Genomic DNA, 23,348 nt, shown 5'->3' with positions numbered 1-23,348 from the left:
CTGGGCCGGTGAACGAGATCCTGCTGATCCGGCACGGCGAGACCACCTGGAGCGCCGCCCACCAGCACACCTCGTACACCGATCTCGACCTGACCCCCGACGGCGAGCGGCAGGCGGCCGCGCTGGCCCCGTTGCTCGCCGGCCGGCGCTTCGCCCGGGTGCTGTCCAGCCCCCGGCGGCGCGCCACCCGCACCGCCGCCCTGGCCGGGCTCACCGTCGACGCGGTCGAACCCGACCTGGCCGAGTGGAACTACGGCGAGTACGAGGGCCGCACCACCGCGGACATCCAGCGGGAACGGCCGGGCTGGTCGATCTGGACCGACGGCGGCCCCGGCGGTGAGTCACCGCACCAGGTGGGCGACCGCCTGGACCGGGTCCTGGACCGGGCCGCAGCGCTGCTGGTGCAGGGCGACGTCGCAGTGGTCGGGCACGGACACAGCCTGCGGGTGCTCGGCGCGCGCTGGATCGGGCTGCCGCCCTCGGCCGGCGCGCTGCTGCGGCTGGACACCGCGACGCTCAGCGTGCTCGGACACGAGCACGGCCGGCGGGTGATCAGGCGGTGGAACCTGCCGGCTCCGACGCCGGCCGGGGACGCCCCCGACCGGACAGCTCGCCACTGATCTTCGGCGGCCGGTTCTCGTACGGCGTGGACAGCACCACCGTCGTGCGCGTGGTGACGTTCGCGGAGGTGCGGATCTCCTGCAGCACCCGTTCCAGGTCGGCCGGGCTGGCCACCCGCACCAGCAGGAGATAGAAGTCCTCCCCCGCCACCGAGTAGCACGAGTCGATCTCGGGCAGGTGCGCCAGCCGATCCGGCGCGTCGTCCGGCTGCGACGGGTCGAACGGCCGGATCGCCACGAACGCGGTAAGCGGCAGATCCAGCGCCTCGAACGACACCCGCGCGGCGTACCCCTTGATCACCCCGCGCTGCTCCAGCCGGCGGACCCGCTGGTGCACGGCCGACACCGACAGGCCCACCCGCTCGGCCAGGTCCGTGTACGACAGCCGACCGTCCCCGGTCAGCGCGGCGACGATGGCACGGTCGATCTCCTCCACGCGCTGCACCCTAGCCGGAAAAGCGCTCCCACGCCGCACCCGGCCCGCCGCGGTGACCCTCAGCGCGCCGTCCGGTCGCGCACCGCGTCCGCGGCGTAGTTCAGCACCTCCGCCATGTCCTCCTCGTCCAGGAACGGCAGGTCGGTGAGGATGTCGGTGACGGACATGCCCTCGGCCATCATGGCCAGCAGGGTGGCCACGGGGATGCGTGACTGCCGCACACAGGGCGCACCCCCCATGACGTCGGGGTCCACGGTGATCCGGGGGAAGGTCACCGCGACAGGCTAGCCCCTCGCCAGCGCGCGGGAGATGACCAGCCGCTGGATCTGGTTGGTGCCCTCGACGATCTGCAGCACCTTGGCCTCGCGCATGTACCGCTCGACCGGGTGGTCGACGACGTACCCGGCGCCGCCGAGCACCTGCACCGCGTCGGTGGTCACCCGCATCGCCACGTCGGTGGCGAACAGCTTCGCCTTCGCCGCCTCGATCGAGTACGGGCGGCCCGCGTCGCGCAGCCGCGCGGCGGCGAGCGTGAGCGCCCGGGCCGCGGAGATCTGGGTGGCGGCGTCGGCCAGGTTGAACCCGAGCCCCTGGAAGTCGATGATCGGGCGGCCGAACTGACTGCGCTCCCGGGCGTACCCGACGGCGTAGTCCAGCGCGCCCTGGGCCAGGCCCACCGCGCACGCGGCGATGCCCAGGCGACCCGAGTCCAGCGCGGACATGGCGATGGTGAACCCGGCGCCCTCGCCGCCGATCAGCCGCTCCGCCGGCACCCGGGCGTCGTCGAAGGCGATCTGCGCGATCGGCGAGGCGTGCAGGCCCATGGTGCGCTCGGCGGCCTGCGGGTGGATGCCCGGGGTGGACCGGTCGGCCAGCAGGCAGGAGATGCCCTTCGGGCCGGGGCCGCCGGTGCGGCAGAAGATGTTGTAGAAGTCGGCGACCCGGGCGTGCGTGATCCACGCCTTGGTGCCGGTCACCACGTACCCGCCGCCGTCGCGTACCGCCCGCGTGGTCAGCGACGCGGCGTCCGAGCCACCCTGCGGCTCGGAGAGGCAGTACGCCCCGAGCAGCTCCCCGCCGATCATGTCGGGCAGCAGTTTGCGCTGCTCGTCGGTGCCGAACTGGGCCAGCGGGTAGCAGGACAGCGTGTGCACGCTGACCGCCTCGGCCACGGCGAGCCACCGGCTGGCGAGGATCTCCAGCACCTGGAGGTACACCTCGTAGGGCTGGTCGGCGCCGCCGTGTTCCTCGGCGTACGGCAGGCCGAGCAGGCCGGCCCGGCCCAGGGTGCGCAGCACCTCCCGGGGGAACTCGCCGCGGGACTCGAACCCGGCGGCTGCCGGGGCCAGCTCGCGGTCGGCGAGTTCGGTGGCGAGGTCCAGCAGGTCGTGGGCCTCGCCGGTGGGCAGGATCCGGTCGACGTTCATAGCGCGGTGAGCTCCGTGGGGTGGGTGAGCCGGTGCGGCGTCCGGGGTACGGACACGTTCAGCTTAACGGTCGTTCGGGTAGGGCAGGGAGCACCTCCGCGCACACCCCGTGGTCGCCACTTGACCCGACCGTCAGAATGGTGCGTGCTCGGCCGTCATCGATCGGAGGGTGCCGATGGATTACGCCGCCGGTGTCGGAGACCGGACAGTCTACGTGAGACGGTCTCCCCTACTGCGATCATGGACGTCCATCGCCGCCGCCCGTCGCCGCGCCGTCGCGGCACCGCAGGTCGGCCCTGTTCCCCAGCCGCGTGACGAACCGGATGGCACATGACGCAGCTTCCGTCTCCCGGCGCCGATCCCCGGCACCGCATCGAGGAGGAGCTGGTCGAGCTGCTGTCCGGGATGCGCCTGCTCCAGGAGGCCGACAGCCGCCAGCAACTGGTCGTCCGGCTGCGCGAGCGGCTGTCCGACCAGGGCCTCGACGACTACCGCAACCCCCGCGCGCAGAGCGCGGAGATCGTCCGCGGCTGCCGGGGCGACCTGGGCGCCCTGGTCGACGTCGTCGCCCTCTTCGGGCCGGCCGCGGCCCAGCTCGGCCGGCTGCACCGGCTGCGCCACGAGATGGACGTGGTGGAGCTGCTGACCCCCGAGGACTGGACCAGGCTGCGCCCGGCGCTGTCCACGCACCGACCGGACTCGCTCGGCTGGCTCTACCAGCGGGCCACCGCCCACACGACCGCCACGCCCCCGTCGTGGTGCGTCAGCGCCTGGGACGTCTTCGTCTACCTGACCGGACAGAACGCGCCCGCACGCGGGCTGCCCCCGAACATGCTCTTCCTGGTCCTGCTGGAGCACGAGGTGGACACCGCCACGGCCCGCGCGATCCGCGACCGCAACCAGCGGCAGGCCAGCCTGCTGGGCCTGACCGGGGACCTGGACCTGCGGCGGGCGCGGGTCAACGCCGGCGACCAGACCCCCGAGCCGTACGTCTACCTGGTGATCCAGGTCGAGCCGGACCTCGCCCCCGGCAGCACCGTCTACACCGTCTCCCACTACCGGCAGTGGCAGGGCGCGCAGGGCTGGCACTCCCGCCGCCACGGCCAGCTCACCGACGTCGCGTACGCGGACCTGGAGGCGACTGTGGAGCGGATCGTCCACCAGATGGAGATCGAGTGGTCGGACCGGCGGGCCGACGTCGCCGTCGAGCTGGTCCTGCCGGTGGAGCTGCTCAACGAGGACGTCGCCTGGTGGCGTAAGGAGGCGGCAAGCGCCCACCTGGAGCAGAAGGTGCTGGCGATGGACTACCCGGTGGTCGTCCGCAGTCTCGACCGGCTGCGCCAGCCCGAATGGCACCGCGCGTGGCGACGCCGCTGGGAACACCTCCAGGCCGAGCCGGCGCACAGCCGCCTCTTCCGCAGCCGGCCCGACGGCACGGCGTACTTCACCCGGCTGGAGGCCGAGCTGACCGCCGACCTGAGCTGGTCGACGCTGCTGCTCAGCTCCGCGCCGGCGACGCCGCCGGAGAACCGCTTCGGCTTCAAGGAAGTGATGACCGCCCTGCGGGCGGGCCTGCCGGTGATCGTCTGGCACCGCACCCGCCCGTCCGACACCGAGTTCTGGGAGGAGATCCGGGACATGACCGCCGACGGACGCATCGCGCGCCTCCCGGTGCACGCCCGGCGGGCGCGGCTGGACGCGCTCGCCCTGGAGCCGCACACCGACCGCCACAACGGCCGCCACCTGGTGGTGCTCTGGGACGACCCGGACCGCACCCCGGAGCTGAACCGGCCGGACGACCGGCTGGGGTGGCCGGCATGAGCGCGCCGGAGAACGCCGGCTGGCGCGTCTACCGGGGCACCGGGGAACCGATCGACCCGGCCGAGCGGGACCGGCGCTGGCCGGCGCCGCCGCGCTGGCGTGCCTTCGACGGCGGGCCGGACGAGCCGCCGGCGCCCGCCGAGGATCCGGACCGGGAGCGCCGGCTCGGCCCGGTCACGACCCGCCACCCGGACCCGCGCGAGGTGGACGTCGTCAACGCGGCGCTGCTGCTCCGCCGCCCGCTGCTGGTCACCGGCCGGGCCGGGTCCGGCCGGTCCAGCCTGGCCTACCGGATCGCCCGGGAGCTGGGCCTCGGCCGGGTGCTGCACTGGCCGGTCAGCACGCACGACACGGTCCGCGCCGGCCTCTGGCAGCACGACCCGCTCGGGCGGGTGCGCGCCGGGCAGAGCCCCGGCCGGTCCGTCGGGGAGGAACTCGGCGAGCACCTCAGTCTCGGGCCTCTGGGCACCGCGCTGCTGCCCTACCGCACCCCCCGGGTGCTGCTCATCGACGAGCTGGACCAGAGCGACATCGACCTGCCCCAGCAGTTGCGTACCGTGTTCGACGACGGCGGCTTCGCCATTCCCGAGCTGGTCCGGGCGGCGCCGCGCAGCCCCGAAGTGACGGTGCACACGGCCGACCCGGGCGGCCGGGCCACGGTGCGCGGCGGCCGGATCCGGTGCCACGAGTTCCCGCTCGTGGTGATGACCTGCACCGAGGACCGGGCGTTCCCGCCGGCGTTCCTGCGCCACTGCCTGCGGCTGCGGATGGCCGACCCGGACGAGGCGACCCTGCTGGGGATGGTGGAGGCCCACTTCGCCGAGCGTCCTGCGGCCGCCGCCGGGCTGGTGCGGGCGTTCCTGGAGCGGCAACGCGATCCGGACCCGCCGACGCTGGACCAGCTCCTCGACGCGGTGCAGCTCGCCACCGCCGACGGCGGCGAGGCCGACTGGGACCGTCTCGCCGAGGTGCTGTGGCGTGGCGGGCCGACGGCGGACCCGGAATGACGGTGCCGGCCCGGCTCGCCGTCGGCCCGGCCGGTGCCGGCACGACCTCCGGCGAGGAGAACCTCGCCGAGGTGCTGCGTCCCTTCCGGCGGCTGGTCTCGCCGCGGGAACTGATCGTGTACGACGAGGAGGCCACCGCCGCGCAGGCCGAGGCGGGCCTGGTCCGGCCCGTGCTACGGCGGGCCGCCCGGGCTCGCTGGGACGCGGTGCTCGTGGTGGACGACCACCCGTCGATGTCGGTCTGGTCGGCCCGGGTGCGGACCTTCGTCACGCTGCTGCGCCGGCACGTGGCCTTCCACGACGTACGCGTGTGCCGCCTCGATACCAGCGGAACCGGCCCCGAGGAGGTGATGCTGCGCCACGGTCGTCACGGCCCGGCCGTGCCCGCGGGGACGGGACTGCCTGCGGTACGGCGGCACCGGATCGTCCTGGTGCTCTCCGACGGGGCCGCCCCGGCCTGGCGCAGCGGCGCGGCGCTGCCGCACCTGCGCGCGTGGGCGCAACGCCACCCGGTGGCCGTCGTGCACCTGCTGCCGCAGCAGATGTGGCACCGGGGCGGCCTCGCCGCGCAGCGTCTGGGCCTGCGGGCGCCCCGGGCCGGGGTGCCGAACGCCCGCCTGTGGTGGCGGCAGCCGGACCCGCTGCGGGCGCTGCCCGACCTGGGCCGCCGGGCGGACCCCGACGCCATCCCGGTGCCCGTGGTGGAGCTGCGGACCCGCTGGCTGGCCGCCTGGGTGGACCTGATCGCGGGCCGTCATCCGCGCTGGGTCGACCTGCCCGCCGTGCTGGCGTACGCCCGGGCGCCGCAACCGCCGCGACGGCGGGCGCCGCAGCGGTGGGATCCGGCGGCGGCGCTACGCGAGTTCGTCTCCTGGGCCTCACCGACGGCGCTGCGGCTGGCCACCGGCCTGGCCGCGGCGCCGCTGGAGCCGGCGGTGATCGCGGTGGTCCGCGACGAGGTGGTGCCGGAGGCCGGCGACGTGCACCTCGCCGAGGTGTTCACCGGGCCGCTGGTCGAGCCGCGGCCGGGGCGGGCGGGCGTCGACTTCCGCCCCGGCGTCCGGGAGGAGCTGCTGGCGATCGGCCGCCGGGCCGACACGGTACGGGTCTGGCGGACGGTCGCGGCCCGGCTCGGCCCGGAGCGGCCGGAGCTGGCGGCGTGGGGCCGCGTGCTGTCCGACCCGGACGGCACGCCGCTGGACCCGGCCGGTTCCGTCGCCCGGATCGAGACGGCGGTGCTGCGCGCGCTGTCCGGGCGCTACCTGCGGCGGGCCCGGCGGCTGCGCGAGGCGATCGAGCCGGACACGCCGGGCGAACGCGACGTCCGCGACACTCCCGCATCGCGGGGCACGAATGTCATCATGGCGGTAGGCGAAGATGCCGACGTCCCCCGTAGCGTCCCCGCTGAAGGAGCCGGTTTGTCGTCGACCCCAGTGGACGCCACCACCCCCAGCCGGACCCCCGCCGTCTGGGGCAACGTCCCGCCCCGCAACCCGAACTTCACCGGCCGCGCCGACCTGCTCGCCCTGCTGCACCGCCAGATTCAGGGCGGCACCACGGCGGTGCTGCCGCACGCGCTGCACGGCATGGGCGGGGTGGGCAAGTCGCATCTCGCCGTCGAGTACGTCTACCAGCATCAGGGCGAGTACGACCTGATCTGGTGGATCCCCGCCGAGCGCGCCACCCAGATCGGCGCCTCGCTGGTCGAGCTGGCCCACCGGATGAACCTGACCGCCGGGCCGGACGTGGGCAGCGCCCGCCTCGCGGTGCAGGAGGCGCTGCGGCTCGGGCGGCCCTACCCGCGCTGGCTGCTGATCTTCGACAACGCGGAGAGCCCCGAGGTGCTCCTGCCGTACCTGCCCATCGGCGGTTCCGGCAGCATCATGATCACCTCGCGCAACCCGCAGTGGGCCTCCATGGCGCGCACGCTCGAGGTGAACGTCTTCAGCCGTACCGAGAGCGTCGAGCTGCTCCGCCGGCGCGGCCCGGAACTCACCGACGAGGAGGCCGACCGGCTCGCCGAGGCGCTCGGCGACCTGCCACTGGCTTTGGAGCAGGCCGCCGCCTGGCGGGCCGAGACCGGCATGCCGGCCGAGGAGTATCTGCGGCTGTTCGAGGAGAAGCGGGTCGAGCTGCTCGAACAGGCGCCCCCGATGGACTACCAGCTGCCGGTGGCGGCCGCGTGGAACGTCTCGCTGGACCGCCTGGTGGTCGCCAACCCGGCCGCGTTCCGGCTGTTGCAGGTGTGTTCCTTCCTCGCCCCGGAGCCCATCCCCCGCACGCTGTTCAGCGGCGCGCAGAACGCCGACATCCACCCCGACCTCAACGGCGCGCTGCGCGACCCGATGCGGCTCGGCCGGGCGATCCGCGACATCAACAGGTACGCGCTGGCCCGGGTCATCCACCGCACCAACTCGATCCAGATGCACCGGCTGATCCAGGCGGTGCTCCTGGACCGGATGAACGACGGCGAACGCGACGCCATGCGCGCCAGCGCCCACCGGCTGCTCGCCACCGGCGACCGCAACGACCCGGACACGCCCGGCAACTGGCCGAGCTACGCCGACCTGTACCCGCACGTGCTGGTCTCCGGCGCGGTCGAGTCCGCCCAGGGCTGGGTGCATCAACTCGTCTACAACGAGGCCCGCTACCTCTACTGGTGGGGCGACATGGAGGCGTCGCTGGAGCTGTCCCGGCACGCCTACCAGACCTGGCGGGAGCGGCTCGGCGAGACCGACCCGATGACGCTCCAGGTCGGCCAGTGGCTCGGTTTCATGCTCTACCGGCTCGGCCGGCACTCCGAGGCCGCCGACCTGAACACCCGGATCCTGCGGGCCCACGAGAGCGCCACCGCCGAGGACACCGAGGAGCTGTTGAGCGCCCTCGGCGCGGTCGCCGCCGACCTGCGGGTCGCCGGCGACTTCATCCAGGCCCTCCGGATCGACGAGGACGTCTACCGGCGGCACGTGGCCCTGCTCGGCGAGGACGACCCGAGCACGCTCAACGCCGCCCACAACCTCGCCGTCAGCCTGCGCCTCACCGGCGACATGCGGCGGGCCTTCGCCGTCGACCAGGCCACCTACGCGCACCGGGTGCTGCTGTTCGGCGAGGACCACGCACAGACGCTGGAGTCCCTGCTGAACCTCATCATCGACCGGCGGGAACTGGGCGAGTACCTGCCCGCCCGGGCCGAGATGCAGAACGTGGTGGACCGGCTGCCGCTGGTCTGGGGCAGCGCCCAGACGCAGACGCTGCTGGCCCGCCGCCGGCTGGCCTCCGCGGTGCGCAAGGCCGGTGACCACGTCGCCGCCCGCGCCCTCTCCCAGGAGGTACGCGACGGCTTCGCCGCCCGGTACGGCGAGGCCCACCCGGACACGCTGCTCGCCGCGTTCGGTCTCGCCGTCGACCTGCGCGCCACCGGCGAACTGGACGCCGCGGCGCAGCTCAGCGAGGAGATCGGCGAGCACTACCGGCAACTGTTCGGCGACGAGCACCCGTACACGGTGGCGGCCCGGGCGAACGCGGCGATCGTGCACCGGCTGCGCGGCGACGCGGCGCGGGCGCGGTCGATGAACGAGGCGGGCCTGGCGGTGCTGACCCGCCGCCTGGGCGGGGACCATCCGCTGGCCCTCGCCGCGTCCATCAACCTCGGCAACGACCTCTACGTGCTCGGCGAGCACCGGGCCGCGTACGAGCTTGACCAGGCGACGGTGGAGCGGGCGCGGGAGGTGTTCGGGCCGGAGCACCCGACCACGCTGATCGCGCTGGGCAACCTCGCGATGGATCTGATCGCACTCGGCCGGGACACGGAAGGCCGGGCGCTGCTCGACGAGATCGGCCCGACGTTCCGCCGGACCCTCGGCGACACGCACCCGGCGACCCGCGCCGGTCTGGACCCGACGGTCCGCGGCGACTGCGACCTGGATCCGATGCCGCTGTAGCCCGGGGGTCCACGGTGGCGGTGACCGCCCGCCACCGTGGACTGTGGCGTCAACCCGCGGAGGGTCCCACCCAGGCCGCCAGGTCCACCGGGTCGACGGGCGATCCGGCGCGGAGCAGACGGTGCACGGCCCGGACCAGCTCGGGCCGGCTTCGCAGCGCCTCGGCCGCCGGGGCGAGGCCCAGCGCGGCTGTGGTAAGCCCCAGCCCGGCCCACGCCGACGGGCTGGCCGAGCCGGTCGACAGCTCCGCCAGATAGAGCTCGTGTGCCTGTCCGACCTCACCGGCGGCGTAGGCGAGGTCGGCCGCGGACGCGCCGCTGACCTGCTCGCCGACGCTCGACGGGTCCTTGCGCAACCGCGCGAAGCCCTCCGGGTCGGTGAGCCGCCACAGCAGCAGCACCGCGCGGGTGTCGAGCCGGCGCGCGCCGGCGTCCGCCTCGACCGGCGGCTCCGGGTAGTCGCCGTCCGGGCGGGCGTCACCGGCCTCCCGGGCCGCCGCGAACGCCTGCGCCACCGCCGGGTCGGGACGCCGGTGGTGCAGCCGCCACTGGGCCCGGTGATCGTCCACAGCGGCGTCGGCCGCGGCGAGCACCTCCGCCGGCACCGGCTCGGACCACCAGGTCGCGGCGGTGTCGGCGAGGCCGGCCAGCAGGCGCCGGCCGACGTCGGTCAGCTCGGGCCGGGTCCGCAGCTCCGCCAGGGTCGCGGTGACCTGCCGCCGCCACCTGGCGAACTCGAAGTGCGCCACGGTCCGTGCCGCGCCGCCGGCCACCGGACGGTACGCCCGCCAGAACTCGGTGATTCCCACGAAGGCGTACACGCCCTGGAGGAGACCGCCCAGTGGGCGCGGGTCGTCCCGCCACGGCGCGTACAGCCTGTGCCGCGGCTCGGCGACCAGCAGCGGGGTCAGGTGCAGCAGGCCGCCGAGCTTGATGTGCTGGAACTCGTGGACCAGTGTGACAGCGAGTTCCGGCGCGTCCTCCGGCTCGGAGATGAGCATGCTGCCGAACGCGTCCCCGGCCGACGCGCTCATGGTGCGGAACCGCTCCGCGGGGCGTTGCGGCACCACCGAGAACAGGCCACGGGCGATGGGCGCCGCACGTTCCGGGCACACCCGGACGAGCAGTTCCCACGCCTGGGTGAGCAGCGTCCGCCAGCGGTCGATCGCCGCGACCGTGTCCAGGTCCGGCGGGGTCGGGCTGCGCAGATTCCGGTACGGGTCGAGGAAGTCCAGCCCGACCGTCAGCTCCTGCCCTCCGGCCTCGGCCCGGACGGTGGGCAGCGCGAACCAGCCGTCCGTGCCGCCGCCCGCGCTGTCGAACGCGACCCGGTGGCCGTCCAGCGCGACCGTCGCCTCGCCGTCGGCGGCGGCGACCTCGGCCACCGCCCACCGCTGCCCGGCCGGCAGCACGGCGCCACCGAGCGTCGGCAGCGCGGCGAACCCGTCGCGCACCGGCACCCGTAGCGTGAACGACGGCAGGCCCGCGCGTACGCCGGCCGCGGCCGCGAGCGCGTGCAGGTACCCGAGGTCCACCCAGAGTGGACCCTCGGCGGTGACTGTGGAGCCGCGCAGCCGCCGCAGGACGTAACCGGCCCAGGTGCCGACGTGCGGATGCGCGAGCAGCCGGTCGACGACGGCCGGGGCGTGGCGTTGCGCGGCGACCAGCAGCGCCCAGGCGTCGGCCACCGGCGGCAGCGGACCCGCCGCCTCCGGTGTCTCGGCCACCGCGTCCAGCACGGCGCGCAGTTGCAGGAGCCGCCAGCTGTGCTCGGCGGTCAGGAGCTCATCGACGGTGCCGGCGTCGCCGCCGCCCGCCGCCAGGGCCCCGAAGTGGTGGCGGCCGAGCCGGTGCCGCACCGGCTCGTCCAGCGGCAGCGTGACGGTCATGCGTCCTCCACCCGGACGGCCGAAATCAGTCGAGTCGTTGCGGATTGTAACCACTGGTGATGCTCTCGGGATCGTCGACACGGCGCAGCAGCCGGCCCATGACCGGACCGAGAATCTCCTGGTCAAGCTCAGGAAGGCGGTCCAATGAGACCGCTCCAAGATCGACTAACTCCGAGTCGACGTCGATTGCGTACGGTTGATTCACGGGGAGTCATTATCCATATTGGCGGCCCTCGACAGCGCCCGGCTTGCCGAATCGCCACAACGTGGCGCGACGGCTTTCGGACCATCCCCGGCGAGCGGCGCGGTGCTAGCGTGACGGCGTGGCCACAACCACTGTGGTGTTCGTCCACGGCTTCCTCTCCTCGGACGAGGTGTGGTCGGCCTGGCGCGATCTGATCCGCCGCGATCCCGCGCTCGCCGACGTGGAGACACACGCCTTCCGCTACGCCACGTCGTTGCTGTCCGTGCACCCGCTGCGGCAGGTGCCGACGTTCGACGAGGTGGCCGACGGGCTGCGCACGTTCCTGCGCCACGATCTCGCCGGTTGTCCCCGGCTGGCGTTGGTCACGCACAGCCAGGGCGGCCTGGTGGCGCAGCGGGCCCTGGCCCGGATGCTGACCGACGACGATCCCGACCTGGCCCGCATCCGCCTCCTGCTCATGTACGCCTGCCCGACGGCGGGTTCCGACCTCGGCCTGCCGGCCCGCCGGGTGCTGCTGCGCGCCAACCTGCAGGAGCGGGAACTACGGCCGCTCAACGCCGCGGTGCTCGACGCCCAACGCGCCGTGCTGCACCGGATCGTGCACGTGCCCGAACCGTCGATGCGGGTGCTGGCGTTCGCGGGCGAGAGCGACGCCGTCGTGTCACCGGCGTCCGCCCGCAGCGTCTTCCCGGACACCGGAGTGCTGCCCGGCGACCACTTCGGCATCGTCCGGCCCGACTCGCCGCGGCACCGGTCCTATGTCGTCCTCCGGCAGGCGCTGCTGCACCTGGCCGCCGAGCCGCCGCGGGCGACCGTCGTGCCCGCGCCCCGCACCGCCACCGGTTCGCCGTCGTCCCTGAACGACGGCGAACTGGTCGATCTGCTTCTCGAGGTGCCCGGGATGACCGACCCGGCGTTCCGCGCGCAGGCGTACGCGCGGTTGCCGCCGCGCGTACGCGAGCAGTTGTCCCGGCCCGGGCCGGTCCGGCTGGAACTGCTCGCGGCGCTCGACACGCTGCGCGACTACCGGCACCTGGCCGCCGGCCGGGCGTTCGCCGACGCCCTGGCGGCCCTGGTGCCGGAGCATCCCGTCGTGGCCGAGGTGCGGGAGCGGCTGGTGGCCCTCGACGCGGGGTGACCGGCGGTCACAGCGTGACGAGTTCCGTGGTGGTGGTGTTGAGCCGTCGTACGCCGTCGCCCGTGCAGACCACGATGTCCTCGATCCGGGCGCCGTGCCGCCCGGCCAGATAGATCCCGGGCTCGATCGAGAAGGCCATGCCGGGCTCCATCGGCCGGGGGTTGCCCGTCACCACGTACGGCTCCTCGTGGCCGTCGAGGCCGATGCCGTGCCCGGTGCGGTGCAGGAAGGCGTCACCGAAACCGGCGGCGGCGATGACGTCCCGGGCGACCGCGTCGAGGGCCTCGGCTGTCACGCCCGGCGCGACAGCGGCCACCGCTGCGCGCTGCGCCTCCCACAGCACCGCGTAGTAGTCGGCGAACTCGGCCGGGGCGCTTCCACCGGCGACGTACGTGCGGGTGCAGTCGGAGCGGTAGCCCGACGGCATGGTGCCGCCGATGTCGACCACCACCGGCTCGCCGGCACCGATCGGGCGGTCCGAGGTGCCGTGGTGCGGGCTCGCGCCGTTCGGGCCGGCGGCCACGATGACGAAGTCGACAGCGGCGTGCCCGGCCGCCCGGATCGCCGCGGCGAGATCGGCGGCGACCTCCCGCTCGGTGCGACCGGGGCGCAGCCACTCCCCCATCCGCAGGTGCACCGCGTCGATCGCGGCGCTCGCCTCGGCCAGCGCGGCCATTTCGGCCGGCGACTTGCGGATCCGCATCTCCCGCAGCACGTCGGAGGCGAGCCGCTGGGCCGCGCCGGGCAGCGCGTCGCGCAGCGCGAGGACCTGCTGGGCCCACATCCGGTCGGCCAGGCCGACGGCACGGACCGGGCCGGGCAACGCCGCCCGCACCAGCGGCCACGGGTCGGTGCCGTCGGCGTGGTCGACGATCCGGAAACCGGTGCCGGGCGCGGCCTCGGCGTCGGGGCGTTCCAGCACCGGCACGATCAGCGTCGGTTCACCCTCGGCGGGCAGCACCAGGCAGGTCAGCCGCTCCCCCTCGCGGGCGTCGTAGCCGGTCAGGTAGCGCAGGTCGGAACCGGGGGTGAGCAGCAGCGCGTCCAGGCCCGCCGCGGCGGTCGCGCGTTGCGCCGCGGGCAGCCGCGCGGCGGGGTACAGATCATCGACTCCCACCTCCGCAGATTAACGGGCGTTCGGGTCCGGGCGGGATTCCGCTCGGTGTTCGCAGACGCCGGCCATCCGGTCCGCCTCGATCTTGGTCATGCCGGATGCCTGGAGCAGCTCGCCGACCACGATGAAGAGCTGCGAGGCCACGATCGTGCCGGAGAAGCCGAGGCCGGCCGCCCGCGCCCGGGAACGGGCGATGTCCGACAGCCGCTCCAGCGCCGCCCCGGCCGTCCGCGCGTCACCCGCGGCGAGCGCGTTCGCCGTGGCGGTCAGCTCCTTGGCGAACAGGTCCAGGGTGGGCCCGGCGGCGCGGTGCACCACCCGGACCGGGTTCACCGGCAACAGCAGCAGCGCCACCACCACCGCCACCCCGCCGCCCACCAGCGCGTTCGCCGTACGCGGCACGGCCAGGTCGGGTGCGTTGGGCTCCACGGTGCCGAGCAGCACAGCGGTGCTGCCGGCCTGCACCATCACGGCGCCACTGCCCCTGATCACCACCGCGAGCGAGATGGCGAGGGCGACCACCAGGCCGATCTGCACCGGACCCGCACCGATCAGCTTGATGATCAGGTCGCCGACCAGCACACCGACGATCACCCCGCCGAGCAGCTCGGCGGGGCGGCGGATCCGGTTGCCGATCGCCGCGGCGATGGTGCCCACAGCTGCCGCCGGTGCGAACAGCGGCTGCGGGTTCTTCAGCAGCGTGCTTGCCACGTACCAGGCCAAGCCGGCGGCCAGGCCGGCCTGCAGCGCCACGATGAAGTACCGGCGCAGCCGCTCGTACGCCTCCCGGAACTCCCGCCGTGCCGCTGGAGCGACGGGGGTCACGGCACCGCCCGCCCGGGCGCCACGGGCACGCCGACTCGGGCTCGATCACGTCCTCCTCTACCCGGCGCTCGCGCCGGTATTCCCGGGCCCTTGCGGACGCGAGGGATCATGGAGTGGTGATCCGCTTTCTGCTGAACCTGCTGTGGCTCGTCTTCGGTGGCGGTTTCGTCCTGGCCCTGGGCTACGGCGTGGCCGCGCTGATCTGCTTCCTCCTGGTCGTCACCATCCCGTTCGGCGTCGCCTCGCTGCGGCTCGCCCTGTACTCGCTGTGGCCGTTCGGCCGCACGATCGTGCCCAAGCCCGGCGCCGGCCTCCCCTCCGGCCTGGCCAACGTGCTCTGGGTGGTGCTGGCCGGCTGGTGGCTGGCCCTGTCGCACATCCTCGCGGGCATCGCGCTCTGCGTGACGATCATCGGCATCCCGTTCGGGGTGGCGAACTTCAAGCTGGTTCCGGCGGCGCTGTGGCCGCTCGGCCAGGAGGTCGTCGAAACCCCGTAACGGCTTCCCGGCGCCAGCGAACGAGGGCGGCTCCTAATGGGCGGGATCCGCGTTCCGGTCACCGTGATCGCAGGAGATCTTGGTACGAGAGGGCCCCCATGCGGGCAGCCCCCATGCGGGCAGCCCCCATGCGGGCAGCCCCCATGCGGGCCGCTTCGTACCAAGATCTCCCAGGCGTTGTCATCGCGGGCTCGCATGACGCGCTCAGCGGGCGTGGCACGCCACAACTTCTACAGCATCCTAGGAGGATGTGGTGCTCGCCTCAAGGATACGAATGACGCTCGCGGGGCGGGCTCGCTGGCTAGCGTCGGAGGGGTGCGGGACGGGGTGGTCGAGGCGCTCAGGGCGGACCCGGCGATGGCCGGCCTGCGCCGGTCGCTTGACTTCTATCACGGGGATCCGGCGCGCGACTCCGCCCTGGACGCGTTCTACGCCCCGCTGGTCCGCGCCGGTGACCTGGTCTTCGACGTCGGCGCGCACGTGGGCGACCGGCTGGGCAGCTTCCGCCGCCTCGGCGCGACGGTGGTGGCGGTCGAGCCGCAGCCGCTGTGCGCCCGGGCGCTGCGCGAGATCTACGCGGGCGACGGTGCGGTGACAGTGGTGGAGGCGGCCTGCGGGCGTACCGCCGATCCGGTGCGGCTGCACGTGAACTCGGCAAACCCGACCGTCTCCACCGCCTCCCCCGGGTTCGTGCGTGCCGCCGTCGGGGCACCCGGCTGGGCGGACGAGACCTGGGACGCGCAGATCGAGGTGCCGGGGACCACGCTGGACACGCTCGTGGCCGCGTACGGCGTGCCGGCGTTCGTCAAGATCGACGTGGAGGGCTTCGAGGACGCCGTGCTGGCCGGACTGAGCCGGCCGGTCCCGGCGTTGTCGTTCGAGTTCACCACCATCGCCCGCGAGTTGGCCGCGCGCTGCCTGGACCGGCTCACCGCGCTCGGCTTCACCGGTTTCACAGTGGCGCTCGGGGACGAGATGCGGTTCGCGCTGCCGGGCTGGCGCCCCGCGGCCGAGGTGGCCGCGTACCTGCGCGCGCTGCCGGACGAGGCCAACTCCGGCGACGTGTACGCGCGCGCCTGAGCATCCATTTCGGACGACGGCGCGCCCGACGACGAGGCATCGACCCTGCTCATCACCGTGATCGGCAGACCCCCAGCCCGGGCGCTTTTTTCAAGGCTCGAACTTAGTAATACATCGTTATCCATCTGTGATTGACGTGACCGACGCCACTTGGGTTGACTGCCACGGAACCGCTTCCGCAACCGGTTCCGAAACACCCCGCACATCCCTGCGACCCAGGAGCGTCACGTGCCGATCACCATCGCCGACGTGGCCACCCGCGCCGGGGTGAGCAAGACGACGGTCTCCCGGGTCCTCAACGGCAAGGGTGAGGTCCACGTGCGCACCGCCGACCGGGTCCGCGCCGTGATCAGCGACCTCGGGTACGTGCCCAGCGCCCGCGCGGTCGGGCTGGCCCGGGGGCGTACCCGGGTGGTCGGCATGCTGGTGCCGGCGCTGACCTGGCCCTGGATGAGCGAGGTGCTCCAGGGCGCGGCCGACGTGGTCGAGGCGGCCGGCTACGGCATGCTGCTGTTCACCTGCACCCACGGCGACGAGTCGATGCGCCGGTTCGCCTCCCAGGTGTCGGCCAAGTCGTTCGACGGCCTGCTCGTGGTCGAGCCCGAGGGCACGCTGGACTACATCACCGGACTGCACCGCCGCGGCCTGCCGGTGATCCTCATCGACGACCGGGGCCACCAGCCGGGCTTCCCGTCGGTGCGGACCACGAACGAGGCAGGGGCGCGGGCCGCCGCGACGCACCTGTTGGCGCTCGGGCGACGACGGCCGCTCGTCGTCACCGGCCTGCGCCGGTTCGGCTGCACCCGGGAGCGGCTCGCCGGGTTCGCCGGCGCGTACGCCGAAGCCGGCCTGGAGATCGAGCCGGAACGGGTGGTGGAGGGCGACTTCACCGTCGAGTGCGGGCGCGCGGCGGTGCGGCGGCTGCTCGCCGACGGCGTACCGTTCGACGCCGTCTTCGCCCACAACGACCTGTCGGCCGCCGGGGCGTTGCAGGCGCTGCGCAACGCCGGACGGCGCGTCCCGCAGGACGTGGCGGTGGTCGGCTTCGACGACCTCCCGCTGGCCGGGCACACCCACCCGCCGCTGAGCTCCGTGCGCCAACCCCTGCGGGAGATGGGTACGGCCGCCGCCCGGCTGCTCATCGGCCACCTCGCCGGCACCCCGCTACCTGACACCCCGACCGTCATCCCCACCGGCTTCACCGCCCGCGACTCCACCGGCGTGAGCGGGAACGCGAGCGACCCGACCACACAGGACCCGGCGGACACACGGGAGCCGACGGGCGCCCGCGTCACCTGACCCACCCCGCGTACCCGGCGACCGTGCCGGCGGGTCCGCCCGCCGGTGGCACCACCGCACACCCTCCATCCACCACATCCCGCCCGAGGAATGCGGGATTACCGAGGGAGACCTCCATGAGAAGACGGCAACTCCTCGCCCTCGCGCTGGCCGGCGCGATGGTCACCGGCGCCGCCGCCTGCGGCGACAGCCCGAACGCGAACAAGAAGAACGGCCAGGCCGCGACGGTGCTGAACGTCGGCATGCCCAACGGCCCGCAGGCGGAGAACAACAACCCGTTCCTCACCACCTCGGCCGCCGCGTCGCTGGGCTACCGGTGGCAGATCTACGAGCCGCTGATGATGTGGAACCCGGTCAAGCCGGCCGAGCCGTTCAAGCCGTGGCTGGCCACCAAGGCCGAGTGGTCGTCGGACTACAAGACGGTCAAGGTGACCATCCGGGAGAACGCCACCTGGTCGGACGGGCAGAAGGTCACCGCCGAGGACGTCGCGTTCACCTACAACCTGGTGAAGAAGTTCCCGGCCCTCAACGACCAGGGTGTGCCGTACACCGACGCCGTGGCCAGCGGCAACGAGGTCACCATCTCGATGTCCAGCCCGCAGTTCGTCAACCAGCAGAAGGTGCTGTGGCGGGTGCCGATCGTGCCCAAGCACCTGTGGGAGAAGATCGCCGACCCGGCCACCGACCCGGTGAAGCAGCCGGTCGGCAGCGGCCCGTACACGCTGAAGTCGTTCACCCCGGCGACCACGACGCTCTCCGTACGCGACAGCGGCTACTGGCAGGACCCGCCGAAGGTCAAGGAGCTGCGGTACACGTCCTACACGGACAACAGCGCGCAGACCACCGCGCTGGCGAACGGCGAGTCGGAGTGGAGCTTCGTCTTCATCCCGAACTACCAGACCGTGTTCGTGGCCAAGGACCAGAAGAACCACAAGATGTGGGCGCCGCCGGTGCTGGGCATCCACGGCCTCTACCTGAACACCACGAAGAAGCCGTTCGACGACCCGACGCTGCGCAAGGCGATGAACATGGTCGTCGACCGGGCGGACATCTTCACCACCGCCGAGGCCGGCTACTTCCACCCCGAGGTCAAGAGCGTGACCGGTCTGCCCAGCCCGGCCGGTGACTCGTTCATCGCGCCCGAGTACAAGGGCCAGGAGCACAAGGTCGACGTCGAGGGTGCCAAGGCGCTGCTCACCGGCGCGGGCTACAAGCTGGACGGCAACACGCTCAAGGACAAGAGCGGCAAGGCCGTCACGATCCGGCTGACCGACCCGGCCGGCTGGTCCGACTACCAGACCAGCCTGGAGATCGTGAAGGGCAACCTGGCGAAGATCGGCATCGCGGCGACGATCGACAAGGCCAACCAGGACGCCTGGTTCCGCAACGTCGAGCAGGGCAACTTCGAGGCCACGTTCCGGTGGACCGAGTCCGGCGCCACGCCGTACGACATCTACCGGACCGTCATGGACGGCCGTGTGCTCAAGCCGGTCGGCACCGCCTCCCCGGCGGGCAACTTCGGCCGGTTCCAGAGCAAGGATGCCACCGACGCGCTGGTGTCGTACGCCAACGCCACCGACGACGCCACCCGTACCACCGCGCTGGCGACCCTGCAGAAGATCTTCGTCGAGCAGGTGCCGATGATCCCGGTCGGCGCGGACAACATCGGCGGCGCGTACAGCACGAAGAACTGGACCGGCTGGCCGGACGACTCGAACCCGTACGGCGCGCTCCAGCCCACCCAGCCCAACGCGGTCGACGTGGTGCTGCACCTCAAGCCGGCCGCCGGCTGACCCGGTGCCGCCGGTCCGGCCACGATCGCGCGGCCGGGCCGGCGGCGCCCACCCCTCGCTACCGGCAACCCCAGACAGGAATGCGGCATGACGTTGACCGAGAGCGCACCGGCGCCGACCGACGAGGTGGTGCTGGAGGCCGTCGGCCTGACCAAGCACTTCCCCGTCCGCCGGCGGCTGCGTGACCTCCTCTCCCGCACCCCGGCGGTGGTGCACGCCGTCGACGACGTATCGATCGCGTTGCGCCGGGGACGGGTGACAGCGCTGGTCGGCGAGTCCGGCTCCGGCAAGTCCACTGTCGCCCGGCTGCTGGCCCAGCTCTATCCGCGCACCGGCGGCGACATCCGGCTGCACGGCGAATCGACCCGGGTACGCGGCGGGCGACGGTTCCGGGCGTACGTACGCCGGGTGCAGCTGATCCTCCAGGACCCGTTCGCCTCGCTGAACCCGGTGCACACGGTCCGCTACCACCTGACCCGGTCGCTGCGCGTCCACGGCAACGCCGGTACCGGGCCGGACGGGCTGGAGAAGGCGCTGGCCGACCTGCTGACCCGGGTCGCGCTCACCCCGCCGGAGCGCTACCTCGACGCGTTCCCGCACGAGCTGTCCGGCGGGCAGCGCCAGCGCGTCGCGATCGCGCGGGCGCTCGGCGCCGACCCCGAGGTGCTGCTCGCCGACGAGCCGGTGTCCATGCTCGACGTGTCGATCCGCCTCGGCGTGCTCAACCTCCTCCAGGACCTCAAGGACCGGCTCGACCTGGCCATCCTCTACATCACCCACGACATCGCCTCGGCCCGCTACTTCGCCGACGAGACGATCGTCATGTACGCCGGGCGGATGGTCGAGGGCGGCGACAGCGAGACTGTCACCCAGCGGCCGGCCCACCCGTACACCCGGTTGCTCATCGAATCGGCGCCGGACCCGGAGCGGATCACCGGCGCGGGCGGCGACGGCGCGGCGGCGGGCGAGCGGGGCCACGGCGAGCCGCCCAGCCTGATCCGCCCGCCGGCCGGCTGCCGTTTCCACCCGCGCTGCCCGGCGGCGATGCCGCGCTGCGCCACCGACCTGCCATCGCCGATCCCGGTCGACGACGCGCCCGGCCACTGGGCCGCCTGCTGGCTGTACGACGCGGACACGGTGGCGGCCGCGCGGGCCAACGGCGTGACGGCGGCGGGAACGGAGGCGGCCCGGTGAGGTTCCTGCTGCAACGGGTGGCCTTCTACCTGTTCACCGCCTGGGCGGCGATCACGCTCAACTTCTTCATCCCGCGGATGGTCCCGGGCGACCCGGTGCAGTCGCTGATCTCCCGCAACCAGGGCCGGATCAGCGCCGACGCGGTCGCGTCGCTGCGGGTGCTGTTCGGGCTGGACTCCGACAGTTCGCTGTGGGAGCAGTACGTCGCCTACTGGGGGCAGCTCCTGCGCGGCGACCTCGGGCTGTCGTTCACGTTCTTCCCCGCCCCGGTGTCGCAGGTGATCGGCGACAGCCTGCCGTGGACGGTCGGCCTGGTCGGCGTCACCACGATCGTCAGCTTCCTGCTCGGCACCGCGCTCGGCGTCGGCGCCGGCTGGCGGCGCGGCTCGTGGATCGACGGGCTGCTGCCGGCCACCACGTTCCTGTCCTCGATCCCGTACTTCTGGCTCGGCCTGGTCGCGATCGCCCTGTTCGCCGGGCCGGGCAGCTTCTTCCCCTCCTCGGGCGGCTACGAGCCGGGGCTGGTGCCCGCGTTCGACGCGTACTTCGTGCCGAGCGCGATCCAGCACAGCATCCTGCCGGCGGCGACCATCCTGGTGTCGTCGATGAGCGGCTGGATCCTCAGCATGCGCAACATGATGGTGACCGTCGCCAGCGAGGACTACATCACCGTGGCGCACGCCAAGGGGCTGTCCGAGCGCCGGGTGGCGCTCAGCTACGCCGCCCGCAACGCGCTGCTGCCGAACGTGTCCGGGTTCGCGCTGTCGCTCGGTTTCATCGTCGGCGGCACGCTGCTCGTGGAGATCGTCTTCTCGTACCCCGGCCTGGGGTTCCAGCTCTTCCAGGCCGTCGGCGCGAAGGACTACCCGCTCATGCAGGGCATCTTCCTGATCATCACGATCTCGGTGCTGGTGGCGAACCTGCTCGCCGACGTGGCGTACCTGCTCCTCGACCCACGGACCCGAAAGAGCTGAACGATGACACTCTCCCCGTCCAGCATCGAGCAGGTCATCCCCGGCCAGGGCGCGATGGCGCAGCCCGCGGCCCGGGCCCGCCGCCGCCGGTTCCGCTTCGTCGCCAACGGCAAGGCCGCGACCGGCCTCGCCGTCCTCGGGGTGTACGTGCTCCTGGCGGTGATCGGGCCGTGGATAGCGCCGTACGACCCGGACGCGCGCAGCGCCGACGTGCTCCAGGCGCCCTCGGCCCGGCACTGGTTCGGCACCACCCACCTCGGGCAGGACATCTTCAGTCAGATCCTGGTCGGCGCGCGCAGCGTGATGGTGGTGGGCCTGACCGCCGGCGTGCTCGCCACGATCCTGTCGATCCTGATCGGCGTGACCGCCGGCTACCTGGGCGGTGCTGCCGACGAGGGCCTGTCGGCGGTGTCGAACGTGTTCCTGGTGATCCCGGCGCTGCCGCTGATCATCATCGTCACGTCTCTCGTCGACCAGGCGAGCGACATGCTCGTGGCGCTCATCATCGGCCTCACGTCATGGGCGTGGGGCGCCCGGGTGCTGCGCGCCCAGACGCTGTCGTTGCGCCGCCGTGACTACGTGGAGGCCGCGCGCGCCACCGGCGAACGGACCTGGCGGATCATCGGGTTCGAGATCCTGCCCAACCTGACCGCGATCATCGCCTCCGGCTTCGTCGGCACCGTCATCTTCGCGGTGATGTCGGAGATCACCCTGGCGTTCATCGGCGTCTCGTCGATGACGTCGTGGAACTGGGGCACGATCCTGTTCTGGGCCCAGGGACAGCAGGCCCTGGCGCAGGGCGCCTGGTGGTGGTTCGTGCCGGCCGGGCTGGCCATCGCGCTGCTCGGCACCGCGCTCGCGCTGATCAACTTCGGCATCGACGAGTTCGTCAGCCCGCGGCTGCGCACCGGCGGCCGCACCCGGATCCGTACCGCCGACGGTCGGGCCGTCCGCATGCGGGTCGGGTTCACCCCGGTGCTCGCGCCGGTCACCGCCACGGTGCCGATGCGGGCGCGGGGCACCGACGGGCCGCCCGCCGACGCCGACGAGAGAGGGACGCGCGCATGAGCGACCAGGTGCTGGAGATCCGCAGGCTGTGCGTCGACTACGGCGTCGGCGCGGAAGCGGTCCGCGCGGTCCGCGACGTCGACCTGACGCTGCACCGCGGCGAGGTGCTCGGCCTGGCCGGAGAGAGCGGCAGCGGCAAGTCCACGCTCGCCTACGGGCTGACCCGGCTGCTGCCCCCGCCCGGCGTGGTCAGCGGCGGTCAGGTGATCTACCACCCGGCGGACGGCCCGCCCGTCGACGTGCTCACGCTCAGCCCGGCGCAGCTGCGCGAGTTCCGCTGGGCGGAGGCGTCGATCGTGTTCCAGGGCGCGATGAACTCGCTGAACCCGGTGCACAAGGTCTCCACCCAGCTGCTCGACGTGATCCGGGCGCACGACCCCAAGAGCACGGCGACGGGCCGGCTCGCCCGGGCGAAGGAGCTGCTGCGCCTGGTCGGCATCTCCGCCGACCGGCTGGACAGCTACCCGCACCAGCTCTCCGGCGGCATGCGGCAACGCGTCATGATCGCGATGGCGCTGGCGCTGGAGCCGCAGGTGGTCATCATGGACGAGCCGACCACCGCGCTGGACGTGGTGATGCAGCGGCAGATCCTCGGCCAGCTCGCCGAGCTGCGCGACCGCCTCGGCTTCGCGGTGCTGTTCATCACCCACGACCTGTCGCTGCTGGTCGAGTTCTCCGACCGGATCGCGATCATGTACGGCGGCCGGATCGTCGAGGAGGCGCCCGCCGCACGGCTGTACCGGGAGCCGCTGCATCCGTACACCGAGGGGTTGCTGCACTCGTTCCCGGCGCTGCACGGGCCGCGCCGCGAGCTGACCGGCATCCCCGGCTCCCCGCCGGACCTGCGCGCCATGCCGTCCGGCTGCGCGTTCCACCCCCGCTGCCCGGAGGCGTTCGACGGGTGCGACGAGCAGGTGCCGGTGCTCGGCGCGCCGCGCGTCGACGACCCGGCGCGGGCCGTCGCGTGCCGGCTGCACCCGGCAGTCGCGCCCGTGTCCCGCTGACCCGCCCGACACCACCA

Annotated in this window: 19 protein-coding genes; 12 read left to right on the top strand and 7 right to left on the bottom strand. The window is 73.3% G+C overall.

The window, feature by feature from the left end; all coding sequences use genetic code 11:
• Positions 1-8: 8 nt before the first annotated feature.
• Positions 9-620, top strand: coding sequence for a histidine phosphatase family protein (locus AB0D28_RS11260; RefSeq protein ID WP_357384610.1), 612 nt, complete (start codon positions 9-11; stop codon positions 618-620).
• Here AB0D28_RS11260 and AB0D28_RS11255 read toward each other — a convergent pair.
• Genes AB0D28_RS11255 through AB0D28_RS11245 form a run of 3 tightly spaced genes read right to left on the bottom strand, consistent with a single transcriptional unit; the run spans position 553 to position 2,483 of the window.
• The gene (locus tag AB0D28_RS11255) at positions 553-1,056 is read right to left on the bottom strand and encodes an Lrp/AsnC family transcriptional regulator (RefSeq protein WP_357384608.1); all 504 of its coding nucleotides are present in this window, start codon (positions 1,054-1,056) and stop codon (positions 553-555) included. The two genes, AB0D28_RS11260 and AB0D28_RS11255, sit on opposite strands and share 68 nt — an antisense overlap.
• Positions 1,057-1,115: 59 nt before the next feature.
• Positions 1,116-1,331: a DUF433 domain-containing protein gene (locus AB0D28_RS11250; RefSeq protein WP_013286269.1), complete on the bottom strand. Its 216-nt coding sequence runs from the start codon at positions 1,329-1,331 to the stop codon at positions 1,116-1,118.
• Positions 1,332-1,340: 9 nt separating this feature from the next.
• Entirely contained in the window at positions 1,341-2,483 is a 1,143-nt protein-coding gene (locus AB0D28_RS11245) for an acyl-CoA dehydrogenase family protein (protein WP_357384605.1), read from the bottom strand.
• 330 nt (positions 2,484-2,813) lie between these two features.
• Here AB0D28_RS11245 and AB0D28_RS11240 point away from each other — a divergent pair, with 330 nt between their 5' ends.
• Both AB0D28_RS11240 and fxsT read left to right on the top strand, forming a co-directional pair.
• Complete coding sequence (locus AB0D28_RS11240) at positions 2,814-4,304, top strand: hypothetical protein (protein ID WP_357384603.1); 1,491 nt, start codon at positions 2,814-2,816, stop codon at positions 4,302-4,304.
• A 679-nt stretch (positions 4,305-4,983) separates the two neighbouring features.
• Positions 4,984-9,252: an FxSxx-COOH system tetratricopeptide repeat protein gene (gene fxsT, locus AB0D28_RS11235; protein ID WP_357384601.1), complete on the top strand. Its 4,269-nt coding sequence runs from the start codon at positions 4,984-4,986 to the stop codon at positions 9,250-9,252.
• Positions 9,253-9,301: 49 nt separating this feature from the next.
• Here the strand turns inward: fxsT and AB0D28_RS11230 are convergent, their stop codons facing one another.
• On the bottom strand, positions 9,302-11,140 hold the full coding sequence (locus tag AB0D28_RS11230; RefSeq protein ID WP_357384599.1) for an HEXXH motif domain-containing protein: 1,839 nt from the start codon (positions 11,138-11,140) through the stop codon (positions 9,302-9,304).
• A 25-nt stretch (positions 11,141-11,165) separates the two neighbouring features.
• A complete protein-coding gene (locus AB0D28_RS11225) occupies positions 11,166-11,345 on the bottom strand; it encodes a hypothetical protein (RefSeq protein ID WP_354869538.1) in 180 nt (59 codons plus the stop codon).
• A gap of 118 nt (positions 11,346-11,463) precedes the next feature.
• Between AB0D28_RS11225 and AB0D28_RS11220 the strand changes: the two genes are divergently transcribed.
• Complete coding sequence (locus AB0D28_RS11220; protein ID WP_357384597.1) at positions 11,464-12,483, top strand: hypothetical protein; 1,020 nt, start codon at positions 11,464-11,466, stop codon at positions 12,481-12,483.
• 7 nt (positions 12,484-12,490) lie between these two features.
• Here AB0D28_RS11220 and AB0D28_RS11215 read toward each other — a convergent pair whose 3' ends face one another.
• Entirely contained in the window at positions 12,491-13,600 is a 1,110-nt protein-coding gene (locus AB0D28_RS11215; protein WP_357384595.1) for a Xaa-Pro peptidase family protein, read from the bottom strand.
• 9 nt (positions 13,601-13,609) lie between these two features.
• Complete coding sequence (locus tag AB0D28_RS11210; RefSeq protein ID WP_357384593.1) at positions 13,610-14,422, bottom strand: FUSC family protein; 813 nt, start codon at positions 14,420-14,422, stop codon at positions 13,610-13,612.
• Positions 14,423-14,538: 116 nt separating this feature from the next.
• On the opposite strand from AB0D28_RS11210, the gene AB0D28_RS11205 reads away from it, so the two are divergent.
• From AB0D28_RS11205 to AB0D28_RS11170, 8 genes are all read left to right on the top strand, one after another.
• Complete coding sequence (locus AB0D28_RS11205; protein WP_357384592.1) at positions 14,539-14,919, top strand: YccF domain-containing protein; 381 nt, start codon at positions 14,539-14,541, stop codon at positions 14,917-14,919.
• Positions 14,920-15,276: 357 nt separating this feature from the next.
• Positions 15,277-15,999, top strand: coding sequence for an FkbM family methyltransferase (locus AB0D28_RS11200; protein WP_357384658.1), 723 nt, complete (start codon positions 15,277-15,279; stop codon positions 15,997-15,999).
• 228 nt (positions 16,000-16,227) lie between these two features.
• Positions 16,228-17,298 (top strand): LacI family DNA-binding transcriptional regulator, encoded by a 1,071-nt coding sequence (locus tag AB0D28_RS11195; protein ID WP_357384591.1) that lies wholly within the window; start codon positions 16,228-16,230, stop codon positions 17,296-17,298.
• A 116-nt stretch (positions 17,299-17,414) separates the two neighbouring features.
• Positions 17,415-19,091: an ABC transporter substrate-binding protein gene (locus AB0D28_RS11190; RefSeq protein ID WP_357384590.1), complete on the top strand. Its 1,677-nt coding sequence runs from the start codon at positions 17,415-17,417 to the stop codon at positions 19,089-19,091.
• 87 nt (positions 19,092-19,178) lie between these two features.
• Positions 19,179-20,285, top strand: coding sequence for an ABC transporter ATP-binding protein (locus AB0D28_RS11185; protein WP_357384588.1), 1,107 nt, complete (start codon positions 19,179-19,181; stop codon positions 20,283-20,285).
• Positions 20,282-21,259, top strand: coding sequence for an ABC transporter permease (locus AB0D28_RS11180; RefSeq protein ID WP_357384586.1), 978 nt, complete (start codon positions 20,282-20,284; stop codon positions 21,257-21,259). Before AB0D28_RS11185 ends, AB0D28_RS11180 begins: the two co-directional genes overlap by 4 nt.
• 3 nt (positions 21,260-21,262) lie before the next feature.
• Complete coding sequence (locus AB0D28_RS11175) at positions 21,263-22,327, top strand: ABC transporter permease (RefSeq protein WP_357384584.1); 1,065 nt, start codon at positions 21,263-21,265, stop codon at positions 22,325-22,327.
• Positions 22,324-23,331 (top strand): ABC transporter ATP-binding protein, encoded by a 1,008-nt coding sequence (locus tag AB0D28_RS11170; protein WP_357384582.1) that lies wholly within the window; start codon positions 22,324-22,326, stop codon positions 23,329-23,331. The genes AB0D28_RS11175 and AB0D28_RS11170 overlap by 4 nt, the downstream gene beginning before the upstream one ends.
• Positions 23,332-23,348: the final 17 nt, after the last annotated feature.

The organism is Micromonospora sp. NPDC048169 (assembly GCF_040652815.1).
In the GTDB taxonomy this organism is placed as follows: domain Bacteria; phylum Actinomycetota; class Actinomycetes; order Mycobacteriales; family Micromonosporaceae; genus Micromonospora.
Note: the sequence above shows the minus strand (reverse complement) of the source record. Positions and strands in the feature narration are given on the sequence as shown.